Origin of the sequence: Leptolyngbya sp. AN02str (genome assembly GCF_050565595.1) — a bacterium.
Classification (GTDB): domain Bacteria; phylum Cyanobacteriota; class Cyanobacteriia; order Elainellales; family Elainellaceae; genus Kaiparowitsia.
In genome coordinates this window covers 1-14659 of record NZ_JBNXVR010000006.1, presented here as the reverse complement: position 1 = coordinate 14659, position 14659 = coordinate 1, and the positions used below count along the sequence as shown (strand labels likewise).

14 protein-coding genes are annotated in these 14659 nt (G+C 48.1%); 7 read left to right on the top strand and 7 right to left on the bottom strand.

Going from position 1 to position 14659, the window contains the following annotated elements; all coding sequences use genetic code 11:
- The first annotated feature begins 41 nt into the window (after positions 1-41).
- Complete coding sequence (locus ACQ4M4_RS06165; RefSeq protein ID WP_430683598.1) at positions 42-476, top strand: hypothetical protein; 435 nt, start codon at positions 42-44, stop codon at positions 474-476.
- Here ACQ4M4_RS06165 and ACQ4M4_RS06160 read toward each other — a convergent pair.
- The 4 genes from ACQ4M4_RS06160 to ACQ4M4_RS06145 are packed head-to-tail and all read right to left on the bottom strand — an operon-like array spanning position 473 to position 4200.
- Positions 473-2341, bottom strand: coding sequence for a monovalent cation:proton antiporter-2 (CPA2) family protein (locus tag ACQ4M4_RS06160; protein ID WP_430683597.1), 1869 nt, complete (start codon positions 2339-2341; stop codon positions 473-475). The genes ACQ4M4_RS06165 and ACQ4M4_RS06160 overlap by 4 nt on opposite strands.
- Positions 2334-2978 (bottom strand): NAD(P)H-dependent oxidoreductase, encoded by a 645-nt coding sequence (locus tag ACQ4M4_RS06155; protein WP_430683596.1) that lies wholly within the window; start codon positions 2976-2978, stop codon positions 2334-2336. The genes ACQ4M4_RS06160 and ACQ4M4_RS06155 overlap by 8 nt, the downstream gene beginning before the upstream one ends.
- Positions 2979-3011: 33 nt before the next feature.
- Complete coding sequence (locus ACQ4M4_RS06150; RefSeq protein WP_430683595.1) at positions 3012-3239, bottom strand: hypothetical protein; 228 nt, start codon at positions 3237-3239, stop codon at positions 3012-3014.
- Between the two features lie 52 nt (positions 3240-3291).
- The gene (locus ACQ4M4_RS06145) at positions 3292-4200 is read right to left on the bottom strand and encodes a hypothetical protein (protein WP_430683594.1); all 909 of its coding nucleotides are present in this window, start codon (positions 4198-4200) and stop codon (positions 3292-3294) included.
- A 767-nt stretch (positions 4201-4967) separates the two neighbouring features.
- Between ACQ4M4_RS06145 and ACQ4M4_RS06140 the strand changes: the two genes are divergently transcribed.
- Positions 4968-6848: an MASE1 domain-containing protein gene (locus ACQ4M4_RS06140; RefSeq protein WP_430683593.1), complete on the top strand. Its 1881-nt coding sequence runs from the start codon at positions 4968-4970 to the stop codon at positions 6846-6848.
- Between the two features lie 247 nt (positions 6849-7095).
- Here ACQ4M4_RS06140 and ACQ4M4_RS06135 read toward each other — a convergent pair whose 3' ends face one another.
- On the bottom strand, positions 7096-7422 hold the full coding sequence (locus ACQ4M4_RS06135) for a hypothetical protein (RefSeq protein ID WP_430683592.1): 327 nt from the start codon (positions 7420-7422) through the stop codon (positions 7096-7098).
- Positions 7423-7777: 355 nt separating this feature from the next.
- Between ACQ4M4_RS06135 and ACQ4M4_RS06130 the strand changes: the two genes are divergently transcribed.
- Positions 7778-9118 (top strand): C1 family peptidase, encoded by a 1341-nt coding sequence (locus ACQ4M4_RS06130; RefSeq protein WP_430683591.1) that lies wholly within the window; start codon positions 7778-7780, stop codon positions 9116-9118.
- Between the two features lie 198 nt (positions 9119-9316).
- Here ACQ4M4_RS06130 and ACQ4M4_RS06125 read toward each other — a convergent pair whose 3' ends face one another.
- Both ACQ4M4_RS06125 and ACQ4M4_RS06120 read right to left on the bottom strand, forming a co-directional pair.
- Positions 9317-10027 (bottom strand): TVP38/TMEM64 family protein, encoded by a 711-nt coding sequence (locus tag ACQ4M4_RS06125; protein ID WP_430683590.1) that lies wholly within the window; start codon positions 10025-10027, stop codon positions 9317-9319.
- A 419-nt stretch (positions 10028-10446) separates the two neighbouring features.
- Positions 10447-10893, bottom strand: coding sequence for a DUF2267 domain-containing protein (locus tag ACQ4M4_RS06120; protein ID WP_430683589.1), 447 nt, complete (start codon positions 10891-10893; stop codon positions 10447-10449).
- Between the two features lie 459 nt (positions 10894-11352).
- On the opposite strand from ACQ4M4_RS06120, the gene ACQ4M4_RS06115 reads away from it, so the two are divergent.
- From ACQ4M4_RS06115 to ACQ4M4_RS06100, 4 genes are all read left to right on the top strand, one after another.
- Entirely contained in the window at positions 11353-12171 is an 819-nt protein-coding gene (locus ACQ4M4_RS06115; protein ID WP_430683588.1) for a hypothetical protein, read from the top strand.
- Between the two features lie 328 nt (positions 12172-12499).
- Positions 12500-13246 (top strand): LmeA family phospholipid-binding protein, encoded by a 747-nt coding sequence (locus ACQ4M4_RS06110; RefSeq protein ID WP_430683587.1) that lies wholly within the window; start codon positions 12500-12502, stop codon positions 13244-13246.
- A 108-nt stretch (positions 13247-13354) separates the two neighbouring features.
- Entirely contained in the window at positions 13355-13888 is a 534-nt protein-coding gene (locus ACQ4M4_RS06105; protein ID WP_430683586.1) for a DUF2231 domain-containing protein, read from the top strand.
- Positions 13889-13989: 101 nt separating this feature from the next.
- Entirely contained in the window at positions 13990-14355 is a 366-nt protein-coding gene (locus tag ACQ4M4_RS06100; RefSeq protein WP_430683585.1) for a hypothetical protein, read from the top strand.
- Positions 14356-14659 lie beyond the last annotated feature (304 nt).

Here is a 14659-nt window from a genome sequence, read left to right as displayed (position 1 = left end):
AATTGCGGGCAGAATGATGGGTACAAATGTGAGGTAATGCAATGCTACTTCGGGAAGGCAGCAATTTTCTGGAGATGATTGCCACAGAACGAATTCCTGAACATTTGCCGGCTCCAGGAGACACACGGTTTGAAATTCGAGTGCAATCATTCGGATTTTTGGGTCAAGGTTGGACCTGGATTGATGCCGTAAGCCTGAGCAGTTTTGTTGCCCAACTGCATGAGTTAGAACCCCAACGACAGGGTTCAGCAGAAGTGTCATCAATGTCACCCGATCAGTTTTGGTTAAAAATTTTCTCAACAAACCGTCTTGGACAAATGGCCGTGATTGGACGATTATCACAGGTGTCACCCTTGGGGCATGACCTTAGGTGCAACCATCTTCTGGAGTTTGGATTCCCTTTTGATCCAGTCATGCTACCGAGTATTGTTAAAAACTTTGAGCGAGTTTCGAGTGGTGTGCTGATGCAAGGTTAGGTTTGGGTCGCATCCTGGGCTTCGCTGCGGAGGCGATCGATATCCCAGGCGCGATCGCTCTCTTCGCGAAAATCTTCTGCATCGGTTTGCAAGATGTTCTCCAAATCCTGGGAGAGCTGGCGCGATCGCGCGAGTAGGGCCTTTTCGTTATCCACCATGGCCGCTTGTTCCAGCACAGCTTCCTCATCATGTTGGCGAAACGTATGGGCCGCCCGCAGCGCTTTGTAGGAGCGCACCCCCAGTAACTTCAGCGCATCGACTCCCAAATCCAACGCAGAGCTAAACGTCTCGCGCTGCATGGCATCTACCCCAACCTGAATCAGTTCGTAGGCATGGCGGCGATCGCGCGCCCGGGCCAGCACCTTGAGATGGGGATAATGCTTGTGCACCAGCTTCACGATTTGCATCATCTTGTCTGTATCATCGATTGTGAGTACCAGCAGCTTGGCCTGGGCTGCCCCCGCCGCCGCCAGCAAATCCAACCGCGACGCATCGCCATAAAACACCTTCCAGCCAAACCGCCGCAGCAAATCAATTTGTTCAGGATTATGCTCCAGCACGGTAATGCGGTAGCCATTGGCAATGAGCAATCGCCCCACCACCTGCCCAAAGCGACCAAACCCCACCACAATCACCGCATTTTCATTGTCATCAATCACATCGGCATCGCGCGGCGGAGTGGAGGTGGCAAACAACGGCTCAATTCCTTTTTCATAAGCAATCATAAACAGCGGCGACAACAGCATCGACAGCGCTACCACCGCAATCAGCACCCCCGCCAAATCTTCGGTCAGTACATTGCTCTGCGCCGCAAACGAAAACAGCACAAAGGAAAATTCGTCTCCCTGCACCAGCGCAAAGGCAAACAGAATACTTTGGCTCAGCGCCAGCTTGAACAGGTGCCCCAGGCCCATCATCACGCCACACTTGAGTAGCGCCACACCCACCACCAAACCCAAAATCAGCAGGGGCTGCGCCACGATCAAGTTAAAGTCGATGCTGGCTCCCACGGCAATAAAAAACAGTCCCAGCAGCAAGCTCTGAAATGGTTCAATGGTGCTCATCAGCTCATGGCGGTACTCGCTTTCGGCCAGCACCACCCCACCCAAAAAGGTGCCCAACGCCGGAGATAAGCCCACCGCTTCCATGGCCAGGGTAATCCCCACAACCAACAGTAGCGCCGCTGCGGTAAAGCTTTCGCGTAGGCGAGTGGCGGCAATAAAGCGAAACACTGGACGCATAAGAAACCGCCCACCCAACACCATGCCCGCGACCGTAACGATTACCAGCAAGGTTTGCTGCCATCCCGCCAAGCCCGCTGCATCGGTGTCTACTGCGGTGGGTTGTGTGGCCAGCAACGGCAACAGCGCCAAAATGGGAATGACCGCCACTGCCTGAAACAACAGCACCGAAAAGGCCGACTGTCCGCCAGGAGTGCGCATTAGCCCACGTTCGGTCAACGTTTGCACGCCGATTGCCGTGGAGGATAGGGGAAGAATGAGGGCGATCGCTACGGCCATTTGCCAAGAAAGCCCCACCACCAGCCCCAAGCCTGTCATTAGCGCTGTCGTCACTGTCAGCTGCAACCCACCCAACCCCAGAATGGGCATGCGCATGCGCCACAGCAGATCGGGTTGAAGCTGCAACCCCACCAGAAACAGCATCATCACCACGCCAAACTCGGCGAAGTTCATCACGTCCTGCCCTTCTTGGCCGACAAACCGTAGTCCAAACGGCCCAATGATCACCCCTGCAATGAGATAGCCCAACACCGACCCCAACCCCAGCCGCTTGGCAATGGGTACCGATAGCACCGCCGCCACCAAATACACAAACGCCTGATAGAAAAAGCTCGTGTCAGACATGGGGAGATGCTTCCTGAGGGGCAAAAGAGGACGAAATCACATGCAGTTGCTGGTTCAAGGGTAGTGAAGGCTGAAGATCGTTCCACGGGAGCTGGTTGTCGCGTAGCGCAGTAATGATGGTGCGATAGTCTTTGGCGTGCGTGGCGATGTGGTGCGGGTCACGAAACTGATGGGTGCCATTCACGACAAACGGCGGCAGGTATTGCATGCCACACAGGTTGGCAGTTTGCTGAAAGGGGGCTAGCAGTTCACCAATTGTGAAGTAGTTGTGACCCTGGCGGCAGTAGGTTTCTTTGCTGCCGCCGGTCGTAATGGCCGACAGTAGCTTTTTGCCCTGGAGCGCGATGCCATTGTGCCCATAGGCAAAGCCGTGCTCTAGCACTAAGTCTTGCCATTCCTTGAGCAGGGCGGGGCTGCTGTACCAATAAAACGGGTGGTGGAACACGATAATGTCGTGCGATCGCAGCAAATCCTGCTCGTAGGCCACGTTGATGTGAAAGTTGGGATAGGCTTCGTACAGATCGTGGATAGTGACAGAGGCCAAATCGCTGACAGCACGAATCAGCTGCCGATTCACACGCGACTTTTCCAAAGCGGGATGAGCAAACAGAATCAAAACCGAATTGGGGCGATTCATGAATGGCAGTGCAAAACAGTTACAGTTAATGATTCAGGATGATAGCGTAACCGGACAAGACCAGTTGGGTAAAGTTTGTCCAATACAAACAAGCTGCTGTTGACCAGGCTCGAAAATCTTTTCGGCCTTGGCCACCAGCAGCTGTTTGGGTGAATCTGGAATGATTCCCACTTGAATGAACTCAGGGATTCTTGTTCTGAGGGGCGATCGCCCCCTCAGAACAGCTTCTACCGTATCGCCATCATGAATGCAAGCATGCACTCAAGAATCGGCAAGCTACCATTTCATTTGAGTTGTCATTCTGAGAATCAAATCAAAGAAACATATTGTTGTATTGGCAAGCAGACACGACATTCACTTGGTACTTAATTTGCTGCGTTGCAGATCCAAGCGTAGACAAATATTGCAACAATGCTTCGACTGGATGGTCTCCAATAGAACCACTGTTGTTGTAGTCAACTGTTGCATCAATCTTTTGATAGTTGACCGTTCCCGTAAAGTGAATTGTGTGTGAACCAATTGATAAATTGTCAAGCTGCACCCAATATCCGTCTTGCACCCCTTGTGTATAGGGCTGCTCAATCCAACTGTCTGGATAGGGTCCTCCTCGATAGTTAGTAATGTCATCCGTTTCTGGGACATCCCAGGTATAGGGCGAAGAAGATGCGACGCGGTATTTTTCCCAATCACAATCACGAATCAAACTCTTGCCATCCAGGGAGAAGTTGAGCCCTGTAACTGTATCGATAACTTTTTCGTTGATAAACTTTTGTTCTTCAGTGGTAAGCACATGGGGTGCAGGAGCTTCATATCCTGGAAACCCCGTAAAGTTCCATCCAACATTGTCAACCGATTGCTGAATGATGGGCATGACCAGCGACTGATGGCTGCCTACCGTAACGCTACGCTGGATAAGACCTGGGCTGCCCGGAGTCGTAATGTCGTCAAACACGCCTCCCAAAAAATGAACTTTGCCAGTTTGGGGTATGTCATCAATTACGCCTTCGTTCTCCTCGGCCAGCGGATTTTGCGACTTGGGAACTTCAAGAAATGTGCTTAGAAACTCGTTGGTTAATTTAGGAGTTGGTGCACTAATTTCTACAGGATTGCACTCGGTAGACTTATCTTGAAATCTTGAATTTTTACGAGACTTACGGAACTTATAACTCTTGTGGAATTTATGATCTTTATGATTGCGGCATTTGTAAACTTTGCTAACCATTGCATGTTCTCCTTGCACATTCAAAACATACAAAAAGGATTGATTGTGAACACAGAAAATATGTACTGCCATATTCTGACAATACGTACTAGAGGTGCGCACCTTGCTTTGTAAATTAAGCGAAACTAAATTTTGCTGTAAAACCTTTGCGTAGCAAGATTTCGTCTATTAGGTGATACGAACGCTGAAGAGAAATTGGACGATTGTTTTGCGACGCAGATTGAGGCGCTACAGCTTTTTATCACAACGCTATTATGGTACGAGAAATAATGTTATTACCAAGATGAAACACAATTTTATACTGTAGTAAAATATTAGCTTGAGTCCGTCCATCTGGATTTCAGCTAATAAGTATTAAGCGTTGTCTTTAGGCTGGATGCTACTCTTCTCCGATCAACTTTAGGTTTGGACTGTGCCGAGACGGTTCATGAAATAGATATGGCTCTTTGGCCTGCTAATCAGCAACGCCATGCCGTACGTTTGATTTGCGTAAGCTTGGAGATGGTTCTGGGCGATCGCAGTAATGTTCCAATTTGCTTAAACCACAAGGTTTTTACTTTGCCAGCGAAAGTAATCCATGCGCGTGATAGCTCAACCAAGCCAAGGGGAATACTGGACTATTCACTTCTACCTACAGTGCTGAACTTGCATCACAACTGCAAACCCTGTCTCAGCAGACACCCAGGTACTTTATGAACAATCCCTCGCTTCGCTCTAGGCTTATTCCAGTACAGACTCTTCAACCATCTACAGCTCTGCGTTGGTTGATGATCGGTTTGGTGGTTGGCGCACTGTATTGGGGTTCGGCCAAGGTAGGAATGTTGCTGGCGTTACCTATACCTCCTGGAAACATTACGGCGGTTTGGCCTCCATCGGCTGTCGCTTGGATTGCGGTCATGTGGCTGGGGTATCGGATCTTTCCTGTAATTTGGTTAGCCAATTTGGCGGCCAACCTGCCTGGATTGCTGAATGGCAGCGAGAACCTAGTTAAGACCGTTGTGACAACCAGCCTGATTGGTGGATCAGCAGCGCTCGAAGCAACCCTTGGTGTTTTTCTGATTCACCAGTGGATTAGCAAAACCCAGTTCTTTGATCGCGCGTCTGGAGTGTTTAAGTTTGTTCTGATTGTCTTTCTCTCTCCGGCGCTCAACGCTTTTATCAGCGTGTCAATCATCTGTTTGAGCGGTAGTGCGAGTTGGGCCAACTTTGTTTCCCTATGGTCTGCCTGGTGGATTGGAAATGCGATCGCAGTTCTCATCTTCCTGCCTGCGTTTATTTTGTGGAGACAGGGCTTTCGCGAGCGATTCAACGGCATGCGCGTGTTGGAATCTTCGGTGCTGCTAGCGGCGTTGCTCGTGGTTGTGCATCTAGCCTTTGGTCGGGGATACCCCATCGAATACTTGTTGATTCCGTGCTTGGCATGGGCTACCTTTCGCTATGGACAAATTGGCGGCATTACCGGAGTGGTGGTGGTGACAACCGCCGCACTGCTGGGTACGGTGCAAGGCAACGGATCGTTTGTGCGGCCTGCACTGGGTGAATCGCTCATTCTGCTGCAAACGTTTATGGGATCAGTGGCGCTGACCAATTTAGTCCTTGGGGCCACCTTGGCAGAGCGTGCCCAATCGGAAATGGCGTTGGAACGGGCAAACCGCGATTTGGCAGAGAGTGTGTCGGAACTTCAGCAGTCGGAAGCGGTACTGCGCGATCAGGCTCAACAGCTAGAAGCTGCATTTCAAGATCTCCAGCAGGCCCAAACCCAAATTGTGCAAAGCGAAAAGATGTCGGCTTTGGGCAATTTGGTTTCGGGGGTTGCTCACGAAATCAACAACCCTTTAAGTTTCCTAAAAGGCAATATTAAACCAGCGCTGGATTACATTCAGGATGTGTTTGGACTGCTCGATTTGTATCAAAAACAGTATCCAAACCCAACGCCAGACATTCAGCAGGAAATTGAGGCGATCGATTTGGCGTTCATTCGCAAAGATTTGCCCAATCTTGTTGATTCGATGGAGGCAGGGGTCGATCGCATTCGCAACATCAGCACGAGCTTGCGAACTTTTTCTCGCGCCGATAGCGATCGCCCTGTACCCTTTAGCCTGCATGCCGGGTTGGATAGTACTATTTTAATTCTCAAACATCGGCTGAAAGCGAACGATGTGCGGCCTGCCATTGAAGTTGTCACCGACTATGGGGATATTCCCTTGGTGGAATGTTTTGCAGGACAAATCAACCAAGTGTTTATGAATTTATTGGCGAATGCAATCGATGCATTGGATGAGTTCAATCCGGTACTGGGTGACCGCAATCAACCTCCAAACCGCATCACCATTCAAACTCGTCTATCGGCCGATCAACGCAGTGTCAAAATCCACATTCAAGACAACGGCCCTGGAATTCCTCAAGAAATACAACAGCGAATTTTTGACCATTTGTTTACCACTAAGGCTGTAGGTCAGGGAACCGGATTGGGATTGGCGATCGCCCGTTCCATTGTTGTGGAGAAACACGCGGGCACCCTTGAAGTAAACTCGAGCCTCAACCAGGGTGCCGAGTTTGTGATTACGCTTCCGGTGCAATCCACATCCACATTGTTAGACAACCCGAAGCTAGACAACACAAAGGTTGCTGCACAGGGGGCTCAATAATCAACGATGCCAGCAGGCTGATCTCGACTCTGCTATATCAATTGGCTTGAGAATCAATTGGCCTGAGACAACAGCCAAAGAGACAACAGCCAAAAATGAAAGCTCAAACTAAAGCGCTTGCCTAAAGCTGATGGTTGACAAGCGCTTCGCACTTGCGTCATCAACCTGCACTGGTTTTTCTAGACAAGCTGTTCCCAATCCTACTCGTCTCACATTGGCGCGATTGAGCCATATATCGAGTGGTAGTTTAACCGTTGACGAGGCTGATGCCTAAGGCAAGGATGCCCGACAGCACCAGCAGTCCCAATCCCCGCCTAAAATAGTTGACTCCGTCAAAGATCTCTAACCATGACCAGGTAAACCAACCGCCAAAGGCAATGAGCGTACAGGCGGTTTGAAGCTTGCCAACAGGAAGCACAAACTGAAGAATCGTTGCCGTTGAACTGACCAAAACTGGTAAGTTGGGTGGTTGTGCGATCACAATTCTGCCGTTTTGATCTCGAAAGATGTGATCGAACAATGTAGGCTTTTGCGTGCTTGATTGGTGCAGATCGGGGTTTAATTGGGATGACATGGGCTGAATCACAAAACAATTAACTGTTACTGTAATGGAGTTCAACAAAGCAGCACCTATGTCGAACGTTAGATTCCACAAATCTATCCTTGCATGAGTTCGTTTTTTCGTTCACATATTAGCTCTAGCTTGTATTTACGAAACTGGGACTGACTTGATCCACCTTTCTCTATTTCAGCTGTGGATTGTGTTCTAGATATGTGAACCACAAGCATTGGATATGGGTACTGAACTGCCTTTATCAATGCTTGTATCTGCATTTAAATTTTTTGTAGAGCATCGTAGAAAATGATACAAACTGGGCACTTTAGCTTTAGTGGAATCACCCACAACGCATGCTGAAGGAGTTGAACGAATGGTGCTGAGTACACCGCAGAATCGAAAATACCGCATCGGGGGCTACCGCCCTGGCCAAAAGCCAGAAAACACAAAATATCACCACAGCGATCGCTTCAATGCGAGTCAGCTACCCCCCAAGGTTGATTTGCGGAAGCACATGACCGACGTAGAAGAGCAAGTGGGCAATAGCTGTGTTGCCAATGCTTTTGTTGGCGCGTATGAATACTTGGCCAAGCGAGACTTAGGCGATTCGGGTAATGTTAGCCGTTTGTTTGTTTATTACAATGCGCGTGCGCGGGCAGGCTATGCACACGAAGACAGCGGCTCACAAATGTATTGTGCGATCGATAGTTTGATTGAATACGGGGCGTGCTGTGAGGACATTTGGGCCAACGATGAGTCTCTCATTTTTGAAGAACCTCATACCGATGCCTACGAACATGCTGCAAACTTTAAAATTACCGAAGCAGAATACATTGAAACCGATCTGAACCTGTGGCGACATACCTTAGCCGAAGGGTATCCCATCGCGTTTGCATTAAATACGTTTGAATCATTTGATGATGCAACGCGGAACCGGGGGCGCGTCCCTCTCCCGAAGCGATCGGATAACGTGCGCGAAACCCATGGATGGCACGCGATGCTGTGCGTTGGCTATTCCGACAAAGACCGGATGTTTATTGTTCGCAACTCTTGGGGCGCAGCCTGGGGCGATCAGGGATATTGCTACATTCCCTATGACTATGTCATGCATCCAGACTATAACGGGCATGATTCTTGGATTATTAGAGCCGTGAGCGATTTGGATTTTAGCTCTGGAGTGTGGGAAGAAGGCGACTCTGTCTTTGCCGATGACAACTCACTGCTGCTGTACGACTTTTATGTGCGCACTGGCGATGCAGAGGGATTTGTGGAAGAACTGGATGCCCTTTGCCAAAACTATGTTGAAAGCGAAGAAGACTATTATTTTGACTACGAAGAGGAAGAAAGCGGAGACGAGTACGTTGTTCACATTAGCAACTTTGACTTAACGATCGACGACCCGCAGGAATTTCTTGAAGAACTGGATGCCCTGTGTGAAAACTATGCAGTAGATGAAGACTATAGCTACTTCATCGATTCCGATGCAACTGCAGAAGCAACCGAAGACGTATCTGAGGACGAAGACGAATACGACGACGAAGCTGAGGATGATGAAGACTACAGCGACGATGAAGAAGAGACGGATGACGAAGGAGATGAGGAATACGAGGAGGACGAAGAATCTGATGAGGAATATAACGAGGAATCTGGTGAAGATGAATACGAGGAGGAATACGACGAGGACGCTGAAGAGGAAGAAGAGTTTGATGAGTAAGAGCTAGTCTCAATTGGAGTTTTGGCCAAGCCTTTTCTTTGTTGGCGATCGCACAAGCCTCAGAGTCTGCCTAGGAAGTTCCCGATATTGCTCAGACTGCTTCCTGGCTCCTCACATCATGAGAGAACCCTTGGCGATCGCCAACTTGATGGTCACTTTCCCCAACCCGCTTAAGCCAGTTATTGGCTCGTCCCCTGCTTACAACATCTTCTGTGTTGGCGGCTCATCTGGACACTCGGGGCGCAAATAGCGACGAGTCAGATTAGCAGTGTACCAGGCTGCTGCGATCGCCAGCACCGCTCCACCACCTTGCAGCATGATTTTTTCGGGGGTTAGCCCTTCCTGAAACATCGCCGAGCCAAACGAACCTAAGTAGACATAGAGCGTAATCACAGGCAACATGCCCAACCACGAGCAGAAGCAATACTGCCAAAAGTTGACTTTGGTACAGCTAAATCCATAGTTGAGGACATTGGATGGCACCAGCGGAGAGAGACGCGAAAGCAGCAAGATCTTCCAGCCTTTTTCGCCCACAGCCCGATCGAGTTGGGCAAAACTAGGATGCTTGCGAAGCCAACGCTTGATGCGATCGCGTGCCAGTGTACGCCCTACGCCAAAACAGGCCATCGCCCCCAATGTATCTGCTAGGGAAACAGCCGCAATTCCTATCCACAAGCCAAAGACAGCCCCAGCCACAAAAATGAGTAAAACGTTGGGCAATCCAAAAACGGTTGCCAGCAGATACATCACAACAAACGCTGGAACCGCTCCTGGCCCCAGCGCTATTAACCAATTCCTTGTACCAGTAAACCAATCTTGTAAGGGTAGTTGGCTACCAACCAACGCAAGAATAACTCCTCCCAAGACCAAGAGCCAAAACTTGCGACTACGCCAAAATGTCAGGTTCATCCCCATATGTTCTTAGCCCAATTTGCAGACAGGGATCTCTTATTGTGTGGGCGATCGCCCCTATTGTCGTCTGCCTGAAGAAACGAAAAACTCAGCACTCTGGTCATCCTAATTTTTAGGGGAAATAACTACGAGATTTAGAGGCTGTTTGAACGGCGCCAGTTGCGACCCGGACCGCTCCCTGCACCCCAAAAATTGGGGAACTATAACTGAAACCTGGGTCGGACGTTTCCCAAAATTGGGAGATTGGGGGGCGAATACAGGACATTTGATTCGTTTCGAACACCTTCTAAAACTATTGTTAGGAGATTGTAAGAAGACTGTACTCATATCCTTCTACCATTCGAGGAGATTTTCTCAAGCCCAAAAGGATAGATGATGCGATCGCCGGAAGAAGAAATCCTTCTTCCGGGCGGATGCTAAGCTTGCTCCCAAATTTGGCGGAGTTCACCGGGAAGTAGAGAAGCAATCTCTTGATTTCGCTCTGAAGGTAAAATCTCTTTCAATGCCGAGAAAACTGCTCCAGTCACATTCTCTGGCGAAACACCCTCTGGCAATGCGCCTTCTTGCTTAAGCCGCAGCATAAATGTCTTGGGCTTAATATGTAAATTTTGAGCAGGGCTAATTCGGCTAAAGAAAGCAACCATTACATTTGGGTCTTGCCACAGGTCTAAAATTTCCTGCTCAGATTCAGAAGTCTGCCCTTGTAAATCCTGCTCAATTTGTTCACTAGTTCTGTTCAACATCATGTCTCGCATGATGCGAAATACGATGTGCGTTGCCCGCTGAGCATCGTTAATACTCTGTAGATCGCTTCTTTCTAATACTTTGTTAAGAAATGATTGTTGCTGTAATCGGGTCGTCATATCGTTCCTCAGAAAGAATAGTAAAGTTCTGAATTAATTCGTTGGTTTGGAATCAATTCATTCTGTGCCTATTACATCTTGTAAAGACCTGCCCATCGCTCCATCACTCTTTTGACATAGTTGTCAAAAAGTTGTAAAGATGAGCTTGTTTCCTTTGATTTGACTATCCATCTCAGCGCGAAGTTGCCGATAGAAAATACGTTGATTCTTGTTGTTTACTGAATGCTTCTGCGTGAAGCAGGAACAGCGAGGAAACACCAGCCCATTGCAGTGTCATGAATGGAGATTCCTAGCATGAATGTACGAGCGATGTTTCGAGCTGCAACAGTTGAGGGAGCTTCTCCCCCCTACAATACAGTTCATCTCAAAGTGTTTTATCCAGCTTGTATGTCGGGGAGTGAGCAAGAGCAGAATCTTGGAATAATTCCTGCCAACGTGCAACAGGCTCCTTTTCCGGTCGTGCTCTTCTTCAACGGAATGAATTGTGGGCCAGAGCAGTATCAATGGTTAGCGATAAACCTCGTAGAGCGAGGTCTTGTCGTTGTCGTTTTTTCTTGGATTGCAGAAAATTTGCCGGGTATCATAGCGCTGACCCCAGGTGTTGATTTAAGCATGTTAATGCCCAATGCATACGGAAATGGCCCAACTGCTTCTGCTTTGCCGACGCTGCTCGCTGAGCTTGAGCACTTACAAGCGGAGGGAATATTGGCAGGGTTGCTTGACTTGGATCATGTGATTTTAGGGGGGCATTCTGCTGGTGGTAGGGTCGCAATTGAAAGCGCCAATTCCGGGTTCTTTCCGCAAGTTGCAGCGGCGTTTGCCTATGGAGCGCATACTGCCGCGATTATGCAGTTAGGCTATGCCGCAAACACAATCTTACCGTTGCCTGACTCGTTACCTTTGTTGCTAATGGGAGGCACCTGTGATGGGGTGATTGCCAATAGTAGCGATCGCTATGGAGTTGAGTGGGAGCAGCCAATAACACCGATTCAACGAACGTTTCACGAAGCGATCGTTGGTGGAAGAAATGACAGTTATTTATTCCTTTTAAAGGGCGCAAATCACTTTTCTATGACAGACCCCATGGATATGACAACAGGAAGACCTTTTTTGGACTTTCCAGCAACTCATTCAAGTGCAGAACTGCGGCACCTAATGGCAGAAGCGATCGCTTTATTTATTGAAACTCATGCCTGTGCTAAAACGACAGCAACCAAGACTCTTCAGCAACTATTTGAAGCGAATCGCCCGCTGATTGCTGCGTTTGAACAAAAATAAACCGTCACTCTTTTGCATACTTTGCAAGAGCACAAGGCAAGAGTACAAGGTGAAACGATTCCAGCAATTCTCCAAACTCTGTAATTGGCCTGTTGCACAAGTGTTTTTTTGAAGTACGAACGTTGCACAATTTCGCTGTGCAACGATTTATGCAGGAGGTCTATTGCTTAAATCTACCTCGTCTATTCCTTAGGGATAATTCAGCATGATGCTCTTACTCCAGATGGATTAACATTTGGTGCTTCTTTGGTGTGATGAAAGGAAGGAATGCATAGCTAACCTGTAGCGGTTGAATTGCGCTGTATTTCATCCACAGTGGAGAATTTTAATGACTTCGGATAATGCTGACTTGGGAGAAAAAGCATTAAGTAAGGCAGCAGAAATGGGTATCACCAACCAATTAGATAAGGTTGAAGAACTCGACGTTGATATTCGTGCGAATCCAAGCAAGCTGGTGCAAGGTGAAGTTGAGTCTGTCGCGATCGCTGGAAAAGGCATGGTCATGAAGCAGCAGCTTCGCATGGAGTCTTTGGATCTAAAAACTGACGCCGTTGCTATCAATCCTCTTCGAGCTGTACTGGGAGACATTCAGCTTACCCATCCTACAAATGCAGATGCTCAGGTTGTTCTTACAGAAGGAGATTTAAACCGGGCGATTGCGTCCGATTTTTTGCAGGAAAAGCTCAAAGATCTCAAGCTGAAAACTGCGGATCAGGTCTACACAGTTGTTGTCAACCGAGCTTCGATTCATTTGTTGGAAGACGGTACTGTATTCATCGATGCAAAATGCTTGATTCAAGAGACCAACGAAGAGAAGAAGCTAACAGTAACTGTTGTGCCAAAGCTCATTGAAGATGAGCATAAAATCGGCATGGAAGTGCTGTCTGCAGAGGGTGAGGGGCTCACGACTGAGTTCATCGCTGCGGTTATCGATGCGATCGCAATGTTGCTTGATCTTCGCAACTTTCAAGTTCCTGGAATGTCCTTTCAGCTTCGAAAATTTGAGGTCACCAAGGGAAAGTTAACCCTTCATGCCCAGACCGAAATTACTCAGCTGCCCAATGCAGAGCAATAGCTAACTTTACAGCCTATTCTGCCTAATAATTCACGTCAGGTTTAGAGGTTCGACGAGCAAGAACCCAGTTTTTTCAAAATACAACGTTCACCTTAGGAGAACATCTTTATGACTGATACACCGAACATTCCACCGTTCATTGAAAGTGATGAGCGTGAATATCGAGATAGTGGTATTCCTAGTACCGTTGCGATCGCAGCCCACCCCCTACATCCCCTCATTGTCACATTTCCAATTGCATTTTTGGTTGGAGTGTTTTTGACAGATGTTGTGTACTGGATCACGAGCGATGTATTCTGGGCACGAGCCTCGTTCTGGCTCATTGTTGGTGGCTTGGTTACGGGCTTGGTTGCAGCACTAACTGGGTTGATGGACTTCCTTAAGATTGACAGGGTTCGCAAACATACGGCTGGCTGGGTTCATGCGGTAGGCAATGCGATTGCTCTGGTTTTAACAACCGTAAATTGGTTAATTCGATTGGGAAATATTGATGGAATTGTTGTTCCCTATGGACTATCCATCTCGACTCTTGTCGCAGCCGCGTTAGGAATTACAGGATGGTATGGTGCGGAGCTGGTTTATCGACATAAGGTTGCTGTTATTGGTACGAGCAGCCGTCGAGAATCTGCCTCTGTTCGTTAATACATTGCTAAAGGATTTATGCCCCACGTAAGAGGGTTTATTTCAGCTTTTTCGTTAAGTTAGGTTCAGTTTGTTCATTTAGTTTATCTAGGAGAAACACCATGAAAAATATTATCTCTGGCGCGATCGCTCGTATCAGCACCTTCGTCTATGGACGCCAAGTTAAGCAATTGTTTAGCATGATTGCAGTTGGGTTTCTTATCCTAACTACCAACAGTAATTTGCCAAGCGCCAGTGCAAAAGCTTTGGCAAAAGAAGTGCAGCAAGATGCACATCAAACCGATTCTGTTCGGCCTAAAACAACGCGTGAGTGGCAGAAAGAAGCCAGAGAAGTTGAGGGTGATTTTGGCGATCGCGTCAAAAATATTGGGGAAGAATCCGCTAAGGCAGTTGAAGAGTTTGGCAAGCTGTATCCCAATGTGGCAAAGCGTAGTGCTCGCGAGCTAGAGCGCAATACAGACATGTAACTTGCTCATGTAACTTGCTATCAGCAAGATTTCAAAGTTAACAAGTAGATAAAATAGGGAGTCTAGAAATTTAAATTTTCTAGGCTCCTTGTTTATTGTTTTGGCTCGCATCAAAACCGCAAACAGATTAGCTTGCTGATGTTTGCTATATCACCAAGTACCTCGACATCGTTAAAACCGACATTCCGCAGGTTGCTCTGGGAATTAAAGGGAGTGGGGATAAGCTGAGGGAGACGAGTTAGGATCGCCCCCTTGCAGATCGAGAACTTGGACCACTTGGGACTGATTGCGGGTGTTATTGATG